15 protein-coding genes and 1 tRNA gene are annotated in these 17,501 nt (G+C 64.7%); 11 read left to right on the top strand and 5 right to left on the bottom strand.

Annotated features, from left to right (window positions below; translation table 11 throughout):
- Window positions 1–16 precede the first annotated feature (16 nt).
- Complete coding sequence (locus tag QFZ30_RS00175) at window positions 17–499, top strand: cation:proton antiporter regulatory subunit (protein WP_307072336.1); 483 nt, start codon at window positions 17–19, stop codon at window positions 497–499.
- Window positions 500–504: 5 nt separating this feature from the next.
- Window positions 505–1,686 carry a cation:proton antiporter gene (locus tag QFZ30_RS00170; RefSeq protein WP_307072334.1) on the top strand — a complete coding sequence of 394 codons (1,182 nt, stop codon included), beginning with the start codon at window positions 505–507 and terminating at the stop codon, window positions 1,684–1,686.
- Window positions 1,687–1,763: 77 nt separating this feature from the next.
- Here QFZ30_RS00170 and dcd read toward each other — a convergent pair whose 3' ends face one another.
- A complete protein-coding gene (dcd, locus tag QFZ30_RS00165) occupies window positions 1,764–2,339 on the bottom strand; it encodes a dCTP deaminase (RefSeq protein WP_307072332.1) in 576 nt (191 codons plus the stop codon).
- Between the two features lie 120 nt (window positions 2,340–2,459).
- Here dcd and QFZ30_RS00160 point away from each other — a divergent pair, with 120 nt between their 5' ends.
- Window positions 2,460–4,193: a CAP domain-containing protein gene (locus tag QFZ30_RS00160; protein ID WP_307072330.1), complete on the top strand. Its 1,734-nt coding sequence runs from the start codon at window positions 2,460–2,462 to the stop codon at window positions 4,191–4,193.
- Between the two features lie 2 nt (window positions 4,194–4,195).
- Here the strand turns inward: QFZ30_RS00160 and QFZ30_RS00155 are convergent, their stop codons facing one another.
- Entirely contained in the window at window positions 4,196–4,639 is a 444-nt protein-coding gene (locus tag QFZ30_RS00155) for an SRPBCC family protein (protein WP_307072328.1), read from the bottom strand.
- 255 nt (window positions 4,640–4,894) lie between these two features.
- Between QFZ30_RS00155 and QFZ30_RS00150 the strand changes: the two genes are divergently transcribed.
- The 3 genes from QFZ30_RS00150 to QFZ30_RS00140 all read left to right on the top strand — a co-directional run bounded on the left by QFZ30_RS00150 (window position 4,895) and on the right by QFZ30_RS00140 (window position 6,554).
- Window positions 4,895–4,965: transfer RNA gene (locus QFZ30_RS00150), tRNA-Gly, on the top strand.
- Window positions 4,966–5,262: 297 nt separating this feature from the next.
- The gene (locus tag QFZ30_RS00145; protein ID WP_165478350.1) at window positions 5,263–5,403 is read left to right on the top strand and encodes a hypothetical protein; all 141 of its coding nucleotides are present in this window, start codon (window positions 5,263–5,265) and stop codon (window positions 5,401–5,403) included.
- Window positions 5,400–6,554 carry a N(5)-(carboxyethyl)ornithine synthase gene (locus QFZ30_RS00140; RefSeq protein ID WP_307072327.1) on the top strand — a complete coding sequence of 385 codons (1,155 nt, stop codon included), beginning with the start codon at window positions 5,400–5,402 and terminating at the stop codon, window positions 6,552–6,554. Before QFZ30_RS00145 ends, QFZ30_RS00140 begins: the two co-directional genes overlap by 4 nt.
- Here QFZ30_RS00140 and QFZ30_RS00135 read toward each other — a convergent pair.
- The gene (locus QFZ30_RS00135) at window positions 6,551–7,915 is read right to left on the bottom strand and encodes an MFS transporter (RefSeq protein WP_307072326.1); all 1,365 of its coding nucleotides are present in this window, start codon (window positions 7,913–7,915) and stop codon (window positions 6,551–6,553) included. The genes QFZ30_RS00140 and QFZ30_RS00135 overlap by 4 nt on opposite strands.
- A 149-nt stretch (window positions 7,916–8,064) precedes the next feature.
- Between QFZ30_RS00135 and QFZ30_RS00130 the strand changes: the two genes are divergently transcribed.
- Window positions 8,065–8,919: a LysR family transcriptional regulator gene (locus QFZ30_RS00130; RefSeq protein ID WP_307072324.1), complete on the top strand. Its 855-nt coding sequence runs from the start codon at window positions 8,065–8,067 to the stop codon at window positions 8,917–8,919.
- 161 nt (window positions 8,920–9,080) lie between these two features.
- Window positions 9,081–9,407 (top strand): hypothetical protein, encoded by a 327-nt coding sequence (locus tag QFZ30_RS00125; protein ID WP_307072322.1) that lies wholly within the window; start codon window positions 9,081–9,083, stop codon window positions 9,405–9,407.
- A 122-nt stretch (window positions 9,408–9,529) separates the two neighbouring features.
- Here the strand turns inward: QFZ30_RS00125 and QFZ30_RS00120 are convergent, their stop codons facing one another.
- Window positions 9,530–13,036: a bifunctional proline dehydrogenase/L-glutamate gamma-semialdehyde dehydrogenase gene (locus QFZ30_RS00120; RefSeq protein ID WP_307072320.1), complete on the bottom strand. Its 3,507-nt coding sequence runs from the start codon at window positions 13,034–13,036 to the stop codon at window positions 9,530–9,532.
- Window positions 13,037–13,418: 382 nt separating this feature from the next.
- On the bottom strand, window positions 13,419–14,867 hold the full coding sequence (locus QFZ30_RS00115; protein ID WP_307079945.1) for an amino acid permease: 1,449 nt from the start codon (window positions 14,865–14,867) through the stop codon (window positions 13,419–13,421).
- Between the two features lie 169 nt (window positions 14,868–15,036).
- On the opposite strand from QFZ30_RS00115, the gene QFZ30_RS00110 reads away from it, so the two are divergent.
- The 3 genes from QFZ30_RS00110 to QFZ30_RS00100 all read left to right on the top strand — a co-directional run bounded on the left by QFZ30_RS00110 (window position 15,037) and on the right by QFZ30_RS00100 (window position 17,478).
- Complete coding sequence (locus QFZ30_RS00110; protein WP_307072318.1) at window positions 15,037–15,975, top strand: LysR family transcriptional regulator; 939 nt, start codon at window positions 15,037–15,039, stop codon at window positions 15,973–15,975.
- 98 nt (window positions 15,976–16,073) lie between these two features.
- Window positions 16,074–16,499, top strand: a complete 426-nt coding sequence (gene panD, locus QFZ30_RS00105) for an aspartate 1-decarboxylase (RefSeq protein WP_307072316.1) — start codon at window positions 16,074–16,076, stop codon at window positions 16,497–16,499.
- 52 nt (window positions 16,500–16,551) lie between these two features.
- Complete coding sequence (locus QFZ30_RS00100) at window positions 16,552–17,478, top strand: AEC family transporter (protein WP_307072314.1); 927 nt, start codon at window positions 16,552–16,554, stop codon at window positions 17,476–17,478.
- Window positions 17,479–17,501 lie beyond the last annotated feature (23 nt).

The raw sequence follows: 17,501 nt of genomic DNA, 5'->3' as shown, positions 1-17,501 counted from the left end.
GGACTAGGCTGGAACTATGAACGTGGACGAGACGGACCTCCCCGGCCTTGGCCGGCGGAAGGATTTCATGACGGCTTCCGGCCGCCGCATCGGCGTCGTGGAGCTGCGGGAAGGCCAGACGGAACTCTTCGTTTCCACCTGGGACGATCCCGATACCTGTCAGGCCTCGATTCCCCTCACCGGGGATGAGGCAGCCGCCCTGGGCAACCTCCTGGGCGGGCAACACCTGGCCATGAAGCTGACGGAAGAACACAAGGAAATTCCGGGCATCGTGACCCGGCAGTTTTCCATCGCCCCGGACTCCCCGTTCCAGAACCAGCCGATGGGAAAGGCGTGCATCCGCACCAGGTGCGGGGTCTCGATTGTGGCGATCATGCGCGAAGGCGAGGTGGTCCCGTCGCCGGGGCCCGACGTCGTCCTTCACCCGGGTGACCTGCTCGTCGCGGTCGGTACGCAAGAAGGCCTGGACTCAGCGGCCGATATCCTGCGCAACGGCTGAGCGTTATGGACCCGTTGGCCCTGACCCTCATTGAACTGGGGGCCGTTGTGTTCTGCCTCGGCCTCCTGGCCAGGCTGGCCGGACGGATCGGAATGTCCCCCATCCCGCTGTACCTCGTGGGCGGCCTCGCCTTCGGCGCAGGTGGGGTGGTCAAGCTTGAAGGCATGCAGGAATTCGCACACCTCTCTGGCGAGATCGGCGTGATCCTGCTGCTGCTTATGCTCGGGTTGGAATATACGGCGGCGGAATTGTTCACCGGCCTGCGGAGGTCCTGGCAGGCCGGTGTGCTCGACCTGGTGCTGAATTTCCTGCCCGGAGCCGCCCTTGCCGTCTGGCTGGGCTGGGGCGCCGTGGGGGCCATGGTCATGGGCGGCGTCACGTACATTTCCTCCTCCGGCATCGCCGCGAAGGTCATTACGGACCTGGGCCGGATCGGTAACCGCGAAACACCAGTGGTGCTGTCCATCCTGGTCTTCGAGGACCTGGCCATGGCCGTGTACCTGCCCATTCTCACGGCTACCTTGGCGGGCGTGAGCTTCCTGGGCGGGCTGACCACGGTGGGAATTTCCCTGGCGGTGGTCAGCGTGGTCCTGATGGTGGCGCTCCGGCATGGCCACCGGGTGTCACAGGCGGTCCACAGCGAAAACTCCGAGGTGTTCCTCCTGAACCTGCTGGGTTTGGCACTGCTGGTTGCGGGAGTCGCCTCGGCCATGCAGGTCTCGGCGGCGGTGGGGGCGTTTATGCTCGGCATCGCCATTTCGGGGGCCACTGCCCATAGCGCCACCCGGATCCTGGAGCCGCTGAGGGACCTCTTTGCGGCCCTCTTTTTTGTGGCGTTCGGGCTCAACACGGACCCGTCCTCTATCCCTCCCGTACTCGGCTGGGCGCTGGTGCTCGCCGTCATCACCGCGGCCACGAAGATGCTCACCGGCATCTGGGCGGCCAAGCGTGTGGGGATCGCCCGCCGCGGCCGCTTTCGGGCCGGCGCTGCGCTCATAGCCCGCGGTGAATTTTCGATCGTCATTGCGGGCCTGGCTGTCGCGTCCGGCGTGGTCCCGGACGAGCTGGCGGCCCTGGCCACTGCCTACGTCCTCCTCATGGCCATCCTGGGTCCGCTGGCCGCGCGCTACGTGGAGCCGCTGCTCCAGGCGGTCACGCGGCCCGCCCCGGCGCCCGCGCAGGCGTAGCTTCGTGCGGCGAGGAGTAACGTCCCGGCGCTGAGACGCCCCGCGTGCGCCGGGATCCCAAAACTCAGGGGGACCGGCTAAACCTCGGTACGGTGGAAGTTCAGGTGGCTGCGGCTGGCTGTCGGCCCGCGCTGGCCCTGGTAGCGGTTGCCGTACTGGCCTGAGCCGTAGGGGTGCTCCGCGGCAGAGGTCAGCCGGAAGAAGCACAGCTGGCCAATTTTCATGCCAGGCCACAGTTTGATGGGCAGAGTGGCCATGTTGGACAGCTCCAGCGTCACGTGGCCCGAGAAACCGGGATCGATGAACCCCGCCGTCGAGTGCGTCAGCAGCCCCAGGCGGCCCAGCGAGGACTTACCTTCAAGGCGCGCGGCGATGTCGTCCGGCAGTGTGACGGTCTCATACGTGGATCCAAGCACAAACTCGCCGGGGTGCAGGATGAAGGGCTCTCCGGTCTCCACCTCCACCAGGCGCGTCAGATCGGGCTGCTCTTCGGCCGGGTCGATGTGCGCGTACTTGTGGTTGTCGAACAGCCGGAAGAACCGGTCGATCCGCACGTCCACCGAGGACGGCTGCACCATCGCGGAATCGTACGGTTCGAGGACAATCCGTTGGGAGTCTATTTCGGCACGAATATCGCGGTCAGAGATCAGCACGCCTCCCAAAATACAGTATCCATTGTTGCCGCCGCTCAGCAGGGCTACTGTTGCCTCAGAATGACAGCCGCCGGATGGTCGCCCGGCTGGCCCAACTTAGCTGGGGAGCTGGGGATAGTTGTGAGAAAAGCTGCGCCGCGCGTCGTTGTTGCCATGTTCTGTGCGCTTGCCCTCGCGTCCCCGGCTGCGGGCATCTATGCGGCTCCTGCCGCCTTCCAGCACGCCAGCCAGTCCGCGAGCGCCGCGGGTCCCCGCGCTGTAGCCCTGGGCCCCTCGTCAACAACGGACGACGACGGCGGGGCAGCCCCCGCGGACACCGGCACCGGGTTCCGGCTCGCCCCCGCCGTTGAACCGGAAATACGTCCGGCTTCCCCCGCCGGGTCATCGCCCGCGGTCTCCAGCGCCGATGCCACGCCTGCCACCCAGGCGCTAGCTGGTCCTGCGCCAACCACGGCGTCTGCAGACAGCACCACCCCACCTGAGCCCGCTTCTGTTCCGCCGCTCTGGGCGCCGGATGCCGAGCTGGCCCAGCCCACGCCACCAGCAGCACCCTGGACAGAGTCCACCCCGGCTCCGGCTCCGGAAGCCCTCCTGTCGGACAGCAACGCAGCGGCCATCCTCACGGTCTTCAACAAGATCAACGAATACCGGGCGTCCAGGGGCCTGGCGCCGGTGAAGTACCACGCCACCGTGGCGGGAATGGCGCAGGAGTGGACCAAAAACATTGCCTCCCGCGAGGTAATCGAGCATCGCTCCAGTTTCTGGACCGACCCCCGTGCGATGAACCCCACCAACGGCGCCGGAGAAGTAATCGCCGTCCGCTGGGACCGTGATGCCGCTCAGCTCGTGGAGTGGTGGAAGACCTCCCCGGGCCACAATGCAATGCTGATCGACCCGCGCTTCAACGTGATGGGCATCGGAATCACGTACACGGACGGCAAGTGGCAAACCACGCCCAACCGGTACACGCTGTGGGGACTGGTGAACTTCTTTGGCTACAACACCCTTCCGGCCGGAACCACCACCTCCCCCGGCGGAACTCCCGGGTTGCCGCCACCCACGCCCAGCGTCTGCGACGCCCCCGTAAGGCACATGCCTCCCACGCTCGACCTGAGTGCCGGGGCAATCACCAGCGCCGCAGACCTCGTCTCGGTCGACGCCGGAGGCCAGGTCATCAACCGCCCCTCCACCGGGAACAGGACCTACGGCCCGGCCAGGGTCATCAACTCCTTCTTCAGCGGCGCGAAGGAAGTGTTCGTCACCGACTGGGAACGCAACGGCACGTATGATCTGCTCGCACAGTGGAACGACGGCCGGCTGACCCTTCATCCCGGCTTTGCCGGCGGAGGCTTCGGCGCTGCAGTGACTTTGGGCCAAGGCGGCTGGGCCGGCCTGACGCTGGCCGTAGGCGGCTGGTGCGCCAACAACCGGCTACCCCAAATCGTTGCACTGGACACCGCAGGAAACGCCTATCTGTATCCGAACAAGGGCCTGGCCGATTTGTCTGTGCGCAGCCTCATGGTCAGCGGCGTTTCCGCGAACAGGCTGTCCATGGTGGATTACGACGCCGACGGTTTCCAGGACCTCCTGGCAGTGCAGGGCACCGGGGCGGTCCAGCTGTACCGCGGCGCCGGGGTTGTTGCTCCCCGCGCCGAAGCCCGGCCCACCGTCGCCACCGGTTGGCAGGATGTCACGGGAATCCGGCCGCTGAAGGATGTCACCGGGCTGAATTCCACCGGAGTGGCCCTGCGCCGGGCCAACGACGTGGTGCAGTACTGGGATCTGAGCACTGGAGGCCTGGCGGCGCCGTCGAACATCGCCGGAAACTGGTCGGGCCAGCGGCTCGCGCAATAACTCTAGGTGGCTGGCTGGAGCTCCAGGACATCCTTGAGCCGTTCCAGCTGGGCCACGTCATCCTTCATGTTCCGCTGGACCATGGTGTTCATGAGCCCCAGCAGGCCTTTGGGCTGGAATTCGAGGGCGAACCTCACACGCGTCCCGTCCGGCTCTGTGCTGAGATAGTACCCGCCTGCGGGCCGGGCCGGGCCGGCGACCACCTGAAACTGTATCTCTGCGCCTGGCCGGGCTTGCGTTATCTCGAAGTCGGCAGCGATGGGCCGTCCCGACCTGCCGGTCAGGGTCTGCTGGTACACGGCTCCCTTGGTGCCGGCAGCGCCTGCCGCCAGGCTGATGCTGCGGATACCGTCGCGCCACTGCGGCAGGTTCAATCCGTCGATCAGGAAGGTGTACACGGCCATGGCGTCACGACGGATGAGGACCTCGTGCTCTGCAATTGCCATGGGAATCCTTTGGTTGACGTGGGGCCTGCCGTTGTAGCCCGCCTCACCCCCCTGACACCGCAGCTATCCGGTTCAGACTAGCCAGAGGATTCCGCCCCGACCTAGCCACAGGCCGGGACGTTATTGAAGAGTTACTGGATGACGCTGCCCCTCCGGCCATGCGCGGACGGACACGGTCCGCACCCTGGGCACCATTGACAAGATGGCCGTGCATCTGCGCTAAGCTAAGTTCTGCCCCGGGCAAATGGGGGCCTTGCGGCTGTAGCTCAATGGTAGAGCGCTAGCTTCCCAAGCTTGATACGCGGGTTCGATTCCCGTCAGCCGCTCCCAATTCTCGCGACAATCCACGCCCCTCGGGGTCCACCTTCCCAGGTGTTCCTGCCCTGCCTTGCCTGCCGCTCCACGGCCTTCTTGTGGGCAGCCAGCCGGGCCTCCTCCTGTTTCCGGTAGCTGCTTTCCCTCGCCCCGGACAGCATGCCCAGCGCAGAGCCCAGAGCGTCATTTTCACACCGGGAACGTGCCGGCACAACAACCGCCGCGCCGCCGCGATCTAGTCAAGGCGTTAGGTGGCGCCGTGTATCGTCAGAAGTCAGGAACCTCCCGGTTCCGCTATAGGAGCAATCATGGCTGACAAGTCCCCGCGTCAAGCAGCATCCAAAAAAGCCGGCAAGTCCATCAAGGAAAAGCGCGCAGACAAAAGGGCGGCTGCAGCTCCGGCAAGCTCCCTGGACATTACGTCCAGCAAGGCCGCCAAAAAGAAGTGAGTGGCCAACAGAACCAGCTGACCCTGGGCGTCCTGGCTTCCACGCGCAAGCCGGACGAACGCCGCCTGCCCATCCATCCCCGGCATTTTGAGCGCATCGCCCCCGAACTGCGCCGGAGCATCATCCTGGAGCAGGGCTACGGTGAGCGCTTCGGCGTCTCGGATGACCACCTCTCCACCCTGGTGGGCAGAATCGTTAGCCGGGAAACACTCGTGGCGGAGGCCGACGTCGTGCTCCTGCCCAAACCGCAACCGGCAGACCTGGCTGAACTGCGGGACGGCCAGGTCCTCTGGGGCTGGCCGCACTGCGTCCAGGACCGCGCCATTACCCAGCTGGCCATCGACAAGAAGCTCACGCTGATTGCCTTCGAGGGCATGAACCACTGGGCCAGCGACGGCGGCTTCGGCCTGCACGTGTTCCACAAGAACAATGAGCTGGCCGGTTACTGCTCGGTCCTGCACGCCCTGGCGCTCACCGGCTCCACCGGAGACTACGGACGCCGCCTCAGCGCCGTGGTCATCGGGTTCGGCGCCACTGCCCGCGGCGCGGTCACGGCCCTGAACGCGCACGGCATCCATGATGTCCAGGTACTGACCAACCGGGGAGTTGCCGCCGTGGGCGCCCCGATCCATTCGGTCAACATCGTGCAGTTTGATCACGACGCCGAGGCCCCCTTTTTGAGCCAGGTCATCACCGAGCGAGGCAGGGTTCCGCTGGCACCGTTCCTGGCCGAAAGCGACATTGTGGTCAACTGCACCCTGCAGGACCCCAACAATCCGCTGACGTACCTGCGGACCGAAGACCTCAAAGCCTTCACTCCCGGAAGCCTGATCGTTGACGTTTCCTGCGACGAGGGTATGGGCTTCAGCTGGGCCCGTTCCACCACATTTGCCGAGCCCATGTTTACGGTCGGCGACCACATCAGCTACTACGCGGTGGACCACAGCCCGTCCTACCTCTGGAATTCCTCCAGCTGGGAGATCAGCCAGGCACTGCTGCCGTTCCTGGAAACGGTCGTCGGCGGCCCGGAAGCGTGGGACGGGAATGAGACCATTTCCCGGGCCATTGAAATCCGCGACGGCGTGGTCCTCAACAAGGATGTGCTGGAGTTCCAGCAGCGTGGGGCGGAGTACCCGCACCTGCCGGTTTAGGCCGCGGTGGGCCGGGTGACGATCCGCAGCAGGCGGCGGTCCTTCAGATCCACTTTGAGCAGCAGGGCACCTTTGCGGGCAAGCACGACGGCGACAGCCAAGGCGGCCAGCGCCGGCACCCCGCCGGACACCAGCAGGGCCACGTGCGGATCCGCATGTTCGGCGATCCAGCCGAGCATGGGACCGCCGATGGCTTGCCCGCCGATGAGCACCATGATGTATAGGCTCATGACGCGTCCGCGGATCCCCATGTTGGAGCTGATCTGGACCAGCTGGTTGGAACCCGTGAGGAACATCAGGCACCAGAACCCGGACAGCACCATCACCGCGCCGAACCACAGCATGGACGGCGCCAGCGCCGCCAGGCACAGCATGACTCCGTACATCCCGGCGCAGAACACCACGGAGCGTAGCCGCAGCTGGCGCCGCCGGGTGGAAGCGACGGCACCGGCCAGGGCACCCAAGGCCACCAGGGCGTTGAGCAGGCCGTAGCCGCCGGCCCCGACGTCGAACACGCGGTCCGCAAAAGCGGCCAGCAGGACCGGAAGGCTCATGGCAAAGACAGCGATGAAGCCGGCCATCAGCCACGGCCAGTAGATGGTGGGTTTGCTGAGCGCGTACCGCAGGCCTTCGCGCAGCATGCCCTTGCGTTTGGGCGCGGGCGTACTCACAATCAGCTGGTCCTTCCGCAGGAGCAGCAGCATGGTGACCGTGGAACAGCATGCCAGGGCGTTCGCGGCGAAGGCCCAGCCGGCTCCGACGGCGGTGAGCAGAAGTCCCGCCAGTGCAGGGCCGATCAGCCCGCCCAGTTGGAACGTGGTGGAGTTGACGCTGATGGCATTGCGGAGGTACTTGGGACCCACCAGCTCATTGACGAACACCTGCCGCGCGGGCTGGTCCAGCACGGTGACCAGGCCCAGCACCAGCGCGATGACGTAGACGTGCCAGACCTCCACCACGCCGGTGAGGCTCAGGGTGGCGAGCGCAGCCGCGAGGATGCCGGCCATACACTGGCACAGGATCAGGATCTTCCGCTTGGCGAACCTGTCCGCCATCATGCCGCCCCACGGACCCAGGAAGAGCGACGGCATGAACTGCAGCGCCACCGTGATGCCCACTGCAGTGACAGAGCCGGACAGTTCCAGGACCATCCAGTCCTGGGCGATGCGCTGCATCCAGACGGCGATCACGGCCACGAAGTGCCCGATCGCGAAGATGCGGAAGTTGGGCACCTTCAGTGAGATGAACGTGTGCCTCCACGGCAGGTGCTCACTGACGACGGCGATGGGCTGGGTTTCGGGGGAGGCGGAATCGATGACGGGCTGGCTGACGGTTGCCGACGACGGCGGTGGGGGTGCCACAGGGGTGTCCTCAAGGAAGCGGGCGGGCTGGGATGCCCTTAACGCTAGGCCGGGCCAGGGTGATTATGTAAGCGTATTGTGTCTATAAGTCGCATTGCGAAACGCAATGCCTCCCATTCCGGGAGCCGCCACAGCCGATGGAGTTCCTCATGTTTGAACCTACCCAGCTCCGCTCCTTCCTTGCTGTGGCCGAGACGCTCAGCTTCACCAAAGCAGCCGAGCGGCTTGGCCTGGCGCAGCCAACCATCAGCCAGCACGTGCGCAAACTGGAAGCTGCCGCGAAGCGGGTCCTGATCACCAGGGACACCCGCGATGTGCGGCTCACGGACAACGGCGATGCCATGGCAGGGTTCGCCCGCACCATCCTCTCGGCCCACGATGCCGCCTCGCGCTATTTCTCCGGCTCCGCGATGCGCGGCCGGCTGCGCTTCGGCACGGCCGATGACCTTGCCATCACGGGCCTGCCCCGGATCCTGCGTGAATTCCGGCAGATCTACCCGCAGATCAACCTTGAGCTGACGGTGGGCCAAAGCGACCAGCTCTACAAGAAACTCAACGCGGGCCAGCTTGACCTCGTGTTTGTAAAGTGGGTGGCCGGCGCCAAGGACGGCACCGTGGTCCAGCACGATTCCTTCTCCTGGGTGGGCCTGGAGCAGACCTCGCTGGAGCCCGGCAATCCTGTGCCGCTGATCGCCTACCCCTCCCCCAGCCTCAGCCGGAAGCTGGCCATCGATGCCCTGGAATCCCACGGCCGGACCTGGCGGATCACCTGCACCACCCGGCAGATCAGCGGCGTGCTGGCAGCGGTCCGTGCGGGCATCGGCGTGGCCGTCATGCCGTCGTCTCTGGTCCCGGAGGACCTCAAAATCATCACGCGCCGCTTCGACCTGCCGCCGGTCGGCGACGTCGATTTCACCCTCATTCGCAACCCGCTGGCCAACGCCGAGGTGATTGATGCCCTGACTCAGGCCATTGTGGGCAGGACGCTGAAGAAATCCGCCTGAGCACTGCGGCCTTCCGGGCACTGCGGACAAGGCGCCAAAACCATTGAAGAAGAAGCCTGCATAATCTATGCTGGTTTTTCATGGGTCAAGCAGAGGGCCAGTTCAAACAACACGAGCACGCCCTGCAGCCCATGGGCAGTCGTGCTCGGGATAGGCAGCCAATGACGACAGCCAGGAACACCCAATTACGCACAGCTCACGGTGCACGCCCACTGAACAACGCGCACCCGCTGACCACGACGCACCATTCCAATCTCGGCGCCAGCGTCGCCAAGTATGTGGAGTCCGAATACGTCGGCAAGCCCACCTGCGAAAAGTGCGGCACCGACGAATTCATCTACCTTGAGTCCTATGTCCCGCCCGTCTTCCGGGGTGACGGGGTGGTAAGAACCCTTGGTGAGGTTGCCTACACCTGCACCCGCTGCGAAGATTTTTCCGCCCATAGCGTTCCGATGTCCTGGGCACCTCCCGGCTGGTACTTGGGCTGATTTCCGCAGGTCTCTAGCCGCCGCGCACCGGCGCGAGCCAACAAGTTACGAACCAACAAATACAGCGAAGGCCGGGCGGTCACCAAATGGTGGCCGCCCTGCCTTCGCATTCCCAACAGCGCCTAGATGAGCGCGTCCGAGAGGTGGTTCGGCGTGCCGAAGCGGTGTGCGGTGATGCTGACGGCCTGCTCGTGCAGGAACGGCAGCAGTTCCACGCGCCCTGCCTCGGTGACCTCGTGGGCGTAAACGGCTATGTCGGGGCGCCCGTCCGTGGCCTCAGCCAAAGCCGTGGCGTTCCCGCCGATCAGCCGGATCCGCGCACCGGACAGCTGTCCTGCGGCGGCGAGGTGCGCAGCTGAAGCCAGCCAGCCGGCGTCGGACTCCACCTTCGCATTGATGTCCAGCCCGGTGAACACCGCACGCAGCTGGGCGGGAAGTTCGACGGCGGTGGAGACCGTGATGTCCGATCCCGCCACCACGCCTGCGGCCACAGTCCGCGCCAGGTGCGCCAGCGGCGCACCCTCAGAGAGGCGGATGGTCACTGGCACGGAACGGTAGCGGAAGATGTTCCGCTCCGCGCTTAGGCCGGAGACGTCCTTGGCGGTGCCGAACTCGTCCGCCCAGGCGTGGGCGTCGGATGCCAGCGAACGCTGCAGCCACTCCAGCTCGGCCGGCTCCAGGGCAGTCCTGGCTGCGTCAGCGATCCGGCGGACGCCGGGGTTGGTGACGGCTGAGCCCGCAAGGCTCTCCTTGCTCACCCAATCACCCAGGCCAGCCAGGTAGTTGGGGCCGCCCGCCTTGGTGCCGGCCCCTATGGCCGACTTCTTCCAGCCGCCGAACGGCTGGCGCTGCACGATGGCCCCGGTGATGCCCCGGTTCACGTAGAGGTTTCCGGCCTGGATAGTGTCCAACCAGGTAGCCATTTCGTCCGAGTTCAGCGAGTGCAGGCCTGCCGTGAGGCCGTACTCGATCTGGTTCTGGATGGCGATGGCCTCCTCCAGTGTGTCAGCGGTCATGATGCCCAGCACCGGTCCGAAGAATTCGGTCCGGTGGAAGTAGGACCCCCGCTGGACGCCGTACTTGACACCCGGGCTCCACAGGCGGCCGGTCTCGTCCAGCTTCTTGGGCTCAACGGCCCAGCTCTCGCCTTCATCCAGCGTGGTGAGGGCGTTGAGCAGCTTGCCGTTTGCCGGCTCGATGATCGGTCCCATCTGGCTGGTGGGGTCCTGGGGGTAGCCCACCTTCAGGGAGGTCACGGCGTCGAGCAGCTGGTTGTGGAACCGCTTGGACGTTGCGACCGAGCCCACCAGGATCACCAGTGAGGCTGCCGAGCACTTCTGGCCGGCGTGGCCGAACGCGGAGTACGCAGCATCCTTGGCCGCGAGGTCAAAGTCGGCGCTCGGAGTAACGATGATGGCGTTCTTGCCGCTGGTCTCGGCCAGGAGCGGGAGGTCCTTGCGGAAGGAACGGAACAGCTCGGCGGTCTCGTAGCCGCCGGTAAGGATCACGCGGTCCACAGCCGGGTGGGAGATCAGCTGCTGGCCAAGTTCCCGCTCACCCAGTTGCACCATGGTGAGCACGTCACGCGGTACGCCGGCTTCCCACAGTGCCTCGACCATCACGGCACCGCTGCGGCGGGCCTGCTTGGCAGGCTTGATGACGACGGCGGAGCCGGCGGCCAGCGCCGCCAGGGCCGACCCTGCGGGGATCGCTACCGGGAAGTTCCAGGGCGGGGTCACCAAAGTGAGCCTGGCTGGAACAAACGTGGCGCCGTCGACCTTTTCCAGTTTGCGGGCCGACTCGGCGTAGTAGTGGGCAAAGTCCACGGCTTCGCTGACCTCGGGATCGCCCTGGTCGAGGGTCTTGCCTGTTTCGCTGGCCATGACCTCCAGGAGGTCGGCGCGCCGGGCCTCCAGGAAGTCGCCGGCGCGGTGCAGGATCTGCGCGCGCTCGTCGCCGGAGAGCGCCGCCCAGGCCTTGCCCTTTTCCACGGCTGTATCGATCACGGCGTTGAGGGTGTCGGCGTCGGTGATGGTGGCTGCTTCGACGGAGGCGTTGCCCAAGGTTGAGGACGGGACGCGCTCCAGGATGGCCCGGCCCCAGTCGCGGTTGGCGGGCAGGGACGGGTCGGTGTCCGGGGTGTTCTCGAAGCCCTCACGCGGCATCGGCTCAGCCGGGAGGCTGCGGTTCTGCTGGCGGCTGGCCGGCGGCACGGCGCCGTCGAGCTTTTCGAGGGAGGCGACGAAACGCTGCTTTTCGCGCTCGAACAGGACTTCGTTCTCACTCAGCTCAAAGACTGCGGACATGAAGTTGTCCTGGCTGGCGCCCTCTTCGAGACGGCGGATCAGGTAGGCGATGGCGACGTCGAACTCTGCCGGGTGCACCACCGGGGTGTACAGCAGCAGCGAGCCGACGTCCTTCTTCACAGCTTCAGCCTGGCCCTGCGCCATACCAAGGAGCATTTCGAACTCGATGCCGGATTCGACGCCCCGCTGCTTGGCCAGCAGCCAGGCAAAAGCGATGTCAAAAAGGTTGTGGCCGGCCACGCCGATCCGGATGTTGCGGATCCGCTCCGGGTGCAGCGAGTAGTTGATGACGCGCTTGTAGTTGGTATCCGAGTCCTGCTTGCTGCTGCAGGTAGCCAGCGGCCAGCCGTGCACGGAGGCCTCAACCTGTTCCATGGGCAGGTTGGCGCCCTTGACCACACGCACCTTGATGGCGGCGCCGCCATCGGCGCGACGGGCAGCGGCCCACTCCTGGAGGCGGATCATGGCGGAGAGCGCGTCCGGAAGGTAGGCCTGCAGCACGATTCCGGCCTCGAGGTCCTTGAACTCGGGCTTGTCCAGGATCCGGGTGAAGACCGCGATGGTCATGTCCAGGTCCTTGTATTCCTCCATGTCCAGGTTAATGAACTTGGCCTTCTGTCCGCCGCCGGCGTAGGACGCGGCTTTGGCAAACAGTGGGGTGAGCTTTTCCACGACGTGTGCCACGGCCTCATCGAAGGCCCAGGGCGAGTGCGGGGCCACGGTGGAGGAGACCTTGATGGAGACGTAGTCCACGTCCGGACGGGACAACAGTGTGTGGGTTCCTTCGAGCCGGCGGGAGGCCTCGTGCTCACCCAGCACGGCTTCGCCGAGGAGGTTCACGTTGAGCTTGATGCCTTCCTTGCGGATCTTGGCGATGGCGGGACCCAGCTTGGCGTCGGTGGCGTCCACGATGAGGTGGCCCACCATTTCGCGGAGCACGCGGCGGGCGATGGGGATAACAACTTGCGGGAGTACGGGTGCCATGCTGCCGCCGACGCGGACCGCACTGCGCATGTACCACGGAAGGAACGCGGGAACCTTGGGGGCCAAGGCCGCCAGGTTGCGGGCAGCCACGTGAATGTCGTCAGGGCGGACTACGCCGTCCACAAAGCCCACCGTGAAGTCCAGGCCGTTGGGGTCCTTGAGGACGCCTGCAAGCTGTTCTGCAGAGGCGTCCACCGGAACCTTCGCAGCCTCGGTCAACCAGTGGCGAACCAGCGCGATGGTGTCCGCCGCGAGAGCCTGGGCCTGAGGCACATCTGATCGCCGGGTGGAGCTGGCCGGTCCGGCATTCACACCGGTCTTCATTGCAATGTTCGTCATGGCGGTACTCGTACTTTCCTTGGTGCGGAGGGGGTCTCATTCATCAGTATGAGCCTCGATTCACATAAGATAAAGCGATGTTTTCTAAGTAATACAGGTTAGAAAAACCGATGATTTAATCCCCCGTCCGAACGTTCGGAAAATCCGCCAACGCTCTCTCACTTCCTGCATCTTTTGGGCCAACCCTCTCTCACTTCCTGCGGCATTTCACGGAACGCTCTCTCACTTCCTGCACCTTTTGGGCCAACCCTCTCTCACTTCCATCACAACAGATGAACCCTCCCTCACAGGATGTGAGAGAGGGTTCATCATTCCCGCACCAAAAGTGAGAGAGCGTCCCGGGAAAAAGCTGCGAAAGGTGAGAGAGCGTCCCGGGAAGGGGTCAGCCGACGGGGCGATGCATCTCCTCCAACTCCTCGTGGCGCGGGCTGTTGGGATTCATCAGCGAGTGCTTGCGACCATAGAAGAAGTAGATCGCCAGGCCGATTACGAGCCAGACGCCGAACCGGGCCCAGGTCTCCCAGTGCAGCTGGAACATCAGGAATGCCGATGCCAACACACCAAAGGCGGGGATAACTGGCATGAGGGGCAGGCGGAAGGTACGCGGGGCGTCGGGCCTCTTGTAGCGGAACACGATCACAGAGAAGCAGACGACGACAAACGCGGCCAGAATGCCGATATTGGTGAGGTCCGCGACGGCCTTGATCGGGAACACGCCTGCCAGCAGTGCAGAGGCGATGCCGGCAATCCAGGTGACGCGCTGTGGAGTGCCGTGCCGGTCGGTCTTGGAGAACCAGCCCGGGAGCAGGCCATCACGGCTCATGGAGAACCAGACGCGGGTGACGCCGAGGAGGAAGGTCAGCATAACGGTCAGGATGGAAAGCACCGCGAAGACGGAGATGATAGTGGCAATCACCGGCAGGCCCACACCCGTGAATGCCGAGGCAAAACCGGCCTTGGGGTCGATGTCCTTGTAGTTCTGCATACCGGTCAGAACCAGGGTGGCTGCGACGTAAAGGAGCATCGCGATGATGAGGGACAGGACGATGGCCTTCGGCATGTGCTTCTTGCCGTCCTTGGCTTCCTCAGCTGCCGTACTCATAGCGTCATAACCGAAAACAGCGAAGAAGACGGTCGCAGAGCCCGCCAGCACCGGGCCAAAGCCGCTGGGCATGAACGGGTTGTAGTTGTTGGTATCGATGTAGAAGATGCCCAGGCCGATGATGAAGAGAATCAGGACGACCTTGATGGCCACGGCTACCAGTTCGAACCGGCCGAAGGCCTTGGTACCACGGGACAAAATCCAGGTCACGACCAGGCAGACGACGATCGCCGGGATGTTAATGATGCCGCCCTTGCCCTCATCCGGCGTGGAGGACATCCAGATAGGCATGTGGATACCGATCCCGGAAAGGAAGGCATCGAAGTAGCCGGAGATACCGATGGCCACCACAGCCACAATGGCGATGTATTCGAGGAGGAGGTCCCAGCCGATGAACCAGCCGATCACTTCGCCCAAGGCGACATAGCCGTAGGTGTAGGCGGAACCGGCCCGGGGAATCATTCCCGCGAACTCCGCGTAGGACAGGGCGGCCGCCGCCGAGGCCAGGCCGGCGACCAGGAACGAAATCAGCACCGCGGGCCCCACGCCCGGCGTGGTTTCATTGCCGGCCGCCACCAGTCCTGCGAGGGAGAATATCCCGACGCCGATAATGCCGCCGACGCCGATGGCCGTGAGTTGCCACAGTCCCAGGGACTTGAACAGCCCGCTGTGTTTATTTTCTTCTTCAATGTCGTCGATTGGCTTTCGCCTCATGATCGACTGGGTCATGTCTTTGGTTGTACTCATCAGGAACTCCTGCTTGGGTGGGGCCCCATCTCGACTCCCTGTGCTTGGCCTGTGACGGGGATAACTCAACTCCAACAGTATGCAAGTGCGCTTGCATTAGATAAAGTGACTACTTCTAACCAATATTCATTAGATTCAGTAAGGAATACTCATGCTCGATGTCCGCCGGCTCAGGTTGCTCCGCGAATTAAAGATCCGGGGCACCTTGGCTGAGGTGGCGGAGGCACTCCAGTACAGCCCGTCGTCGGTATCCCAGCAGCTGGCCCTGCTGGAAAAAGAGGTGGGCGTGGAACTGCTCCGGAAGACCGGGCGCCGGGTGCAGCTGACCCCCCAGGCAGAAGTCCTGGTGGCCCACACCGCACAGCTGCTCGAGACCATGGAGCAGGCGGAGGCCGATCTGGCGGCCTCGCTGACCACGGTCACGGGAACTGTCAAGATTGCGGTGTTCCAGTCCGCGGCCCTGGCCTTGATGCCGGACACCCTCTCCCTGATGGCCACAGCGTATCCGGAGGTCCGGATCGAGATGATCCAGCGTGAACCGGAGACCGCACTGCATGAAACATGGGCACGTGACTTTGACCTGGTGATTGCCGAGCAGTATCCGGGCCACGCCGCACCTCGCTACCCGGAACTGGACCGCCTAAAGCTGACCACCGACGCCATCAGGCTGGCCGTTCCGCCGGACGCCCCGGGCCGCGCCCCCATCGCCTCGATCGAGGATACGGCTGGGCTGGCCTGGGTCATGGAACCGCGGGGCGCCGCGTCCCGGCACTGGGCAGAACAAGCCTGCCGCAGCGCAGGTTTCGAACCGGACGTCCGTTTTGAAACGGCGGACCTGCAGGCCCAGATCCGCCTCATCGAGTCCGGAAACGCCGTCGGATTGATGCCGGACCTGGTCTGGACCGGCCGCGGCACCACAGCGCAGCTGCTGGACCTGCCGGGAAATCCGCGCCGGACTGTGTTCACGTCCGTGCGCCGCTCCAGCGCCCAGCGACCTGCAATCCTGGCTGTCCGCGAGACCCTGGCCATCACCGCCGAGTCCGTGGCAAAGCCCGCCGAGTCCGTGGTCAGGACCGCGGATTCCGAATAGGAAGATCGCACCTGTACCGGCAGCCGCATGACGACCCCCGAGCCTGTGTTTCCTGCGTCACTGCGCGATCCGGAGCCCGGCGCTAGACTGGTCGGGTTATGAATCGCACAATGTTCAAGTCCAAAATCCACCGGGCCACGGTCACGCATGCCGACCTGCACTATGTAGGTTCGGTCACGGTTGACCTGGACCTCCTGGATGCTGCCGACATCCTTCCCGGCGAGCTCGTGGCCATCGTGGACGTGACCAACGGCGCCCGCCTCGAGACCTACACCATCGCCGGCGAGCGCGGCTCGGGTGTCATCGGCATCAACGGACCCGCTGCCCACCGGGTCCACGAGAACGACGTTGTCATCCTGATTACCTATGCAGAGATGACCACCGAGGAAGCCAGGGCCTACCAGCCGAGGGTGGTCCATGTGGACCAGAACAACAGGATCATCCAGCTGGGCAACGATCCCGCCGAGGGCCTCACCCCTGGTCTGATGCGCCCCCCGTTCGCGCTTAACAACGCCGCCCTGTAGTCCGGAGCGTGTGCCCTAACCCCCACTGCCGCTGCGCCTTTGGAGCTATTCCTTGTTAGGCGTGCTCGCGGGCTTTTTTGTGGTGTGGTGCATCATCCTGGTGGGCTGGTTCGTGGGCCGTCGCCGGATCCTTGGGGAGAACGCGCGGCAGGTCCTGAGCTCCCTGACATTCTTTGTGGCCAGCCCGGCGCTACTGTTCGAAACCCTCAGCAAGGCACGGCTGCAGGAGGTCTTCGCTGAGCCGCTGCTGGTGACGGCGGTGGCGGCAATCACCAGCGCGACGGTCTTTTTCGCCATCACAAAATTCTGGTTGAAGCGCGCGCTGCCGGAGGCCTTGATGTCGTCGATGGCCGCTTCGCTGGTCAACTCCGCCAACCTGGGTATTCCGATTGCGATCTATGTGTTGGGGGATGCCAGCTATGTGGCGCCCCTGCTGATCTTCCAGCTGGCGTTCTTCAGCCCGCTGTTCTTGATGATCCTGGATGCCAGCACGAGTTCGCACCGCACCACCCCGCTGAGCTTTGTCTTGATGGTCCTCAGGAACCCCATGATTGTGGGCTCTGCCCTGGGCCTGGTGGTGGCCGGAACCGGCTGGCAAGTCCCGGAGCTGGTCATGGAGCCCATCCACCTGATTGGCGGCGCGGCGATTCCCGCCATGCTGATCGCCTTTGGCATGAGCCTGAACGGCACCCGGCCCCTGCAGGCAGCAGAGGGCAGACGCTTGGATACGCTGCTGGCCAGCGGTTTCAAACTCGTGGTGCAGCCGGCCGTTGCCTACCTCTTTGCGCGTTTTGCCCTGGGGCTGGAAGGCCACGCACTTTTCGCCGTGGTGGTCATCTCAGCGCTCCCCACGGCGCAGAATGTCTTTGTTGCCGCCAGCCGCTACCAGACCGGGCTCACCGTAGCCAAGGACACCGTGCTGATCACCACCGTGGTGGCGGTGCCCGCGATGATCGGTGTCGCCCTGCTGCTGACCTGACGGCAGCCCCTGCCGCCCCAAGC

The organism is Arthrobacter pascens (assembly GCF_030815585.1).
GTDB classification, from domain to species: Bacteria; Actinomycetota; Actinomycetes; order Actinomycetales; family Micrococcaceae; genus Arthrobacter; species Arthrobacter pascens_A.
The sequence above is the reverse complement of the archived record's forward strand: the minus strand, read 5'-3'. Positions and strand labels throughout refer to the sequence as shown.

Excerpts from the sequence above, each read along its gene's own strand:
- QFZ30_RS00175 (WP_307072336.1), top strand. The coding sequence starts at position 17 with ATGAACGTGGACGAGACGGACCTCCCCGGCCTTGGCCGGCGGAAGGAT.
- QFZ30_RS00170 (WP_307072334.1), top strand. The coding sequence starts at position 505 with ATGGACCCGTTGGCCCTGACCCTCATTGAACTGGGGGCCGTTGTGTTC.
- QFZ30_RS00155 (WP_307072328.1), bottom strand. The coding sequence starts at position 4,639 with ATGGCAATTGCAGAGCACGAGGTCCTCATCCGTCGTGACGCCATGGCC.
- QFZ30_RS00145 (WP_165478350.1), top strand. The coding sequence starts at position 5,263 with ATGGCTGACAAGTCCCCGCGTCAAGCAGCATCCAAAAAAGCCGGCAAG.
- QFZ30_RS00130 (WP_307072324.1), top strand. The coding sequence starts at position 8,065 with ATGTTTGAACCTACCCAGCTCCGCTCCTTCCTTGCTGTGGCCGAGACG.
- QFZ30_RS00125 (WP_307072322.1), top strand. The coding sequence starts at position 9,081 with ATGACGACAGCCAGGAACACCCAATTACGCACAGCTCACGGTGCACGC.
- QFZ30_RS00120 (WP_307072320.1), bottom strand. The coding sequence starts at position 13,036 with ATGACGAACATTGCAATGAAGACCGGTGTGAATGCCGGACCGGCCAGC.
- QFZ30_RS00115 (WP_307079945.1), bottom strand. The coding sequence starts at position 14,867 with ATGACCCAGTCGATCATGAGGCGAAAGCCAATCGACGACATTGAAGAA.
- QFZ30_RS00110 (WP_307072318.1), top strand. The coding sequence starts at position 15,037 with ATGCTCGATGTCCGCCGGCTCAGGTTGCTCCGCGAATTAAAGATCCGG.
- panD (WP_307072316.1), top strand. The coding sequence starts at position 16,074 with ATGAATCGCACAATGTTCAAGTCCAAAATCCACCGGGCCACGGTCACG.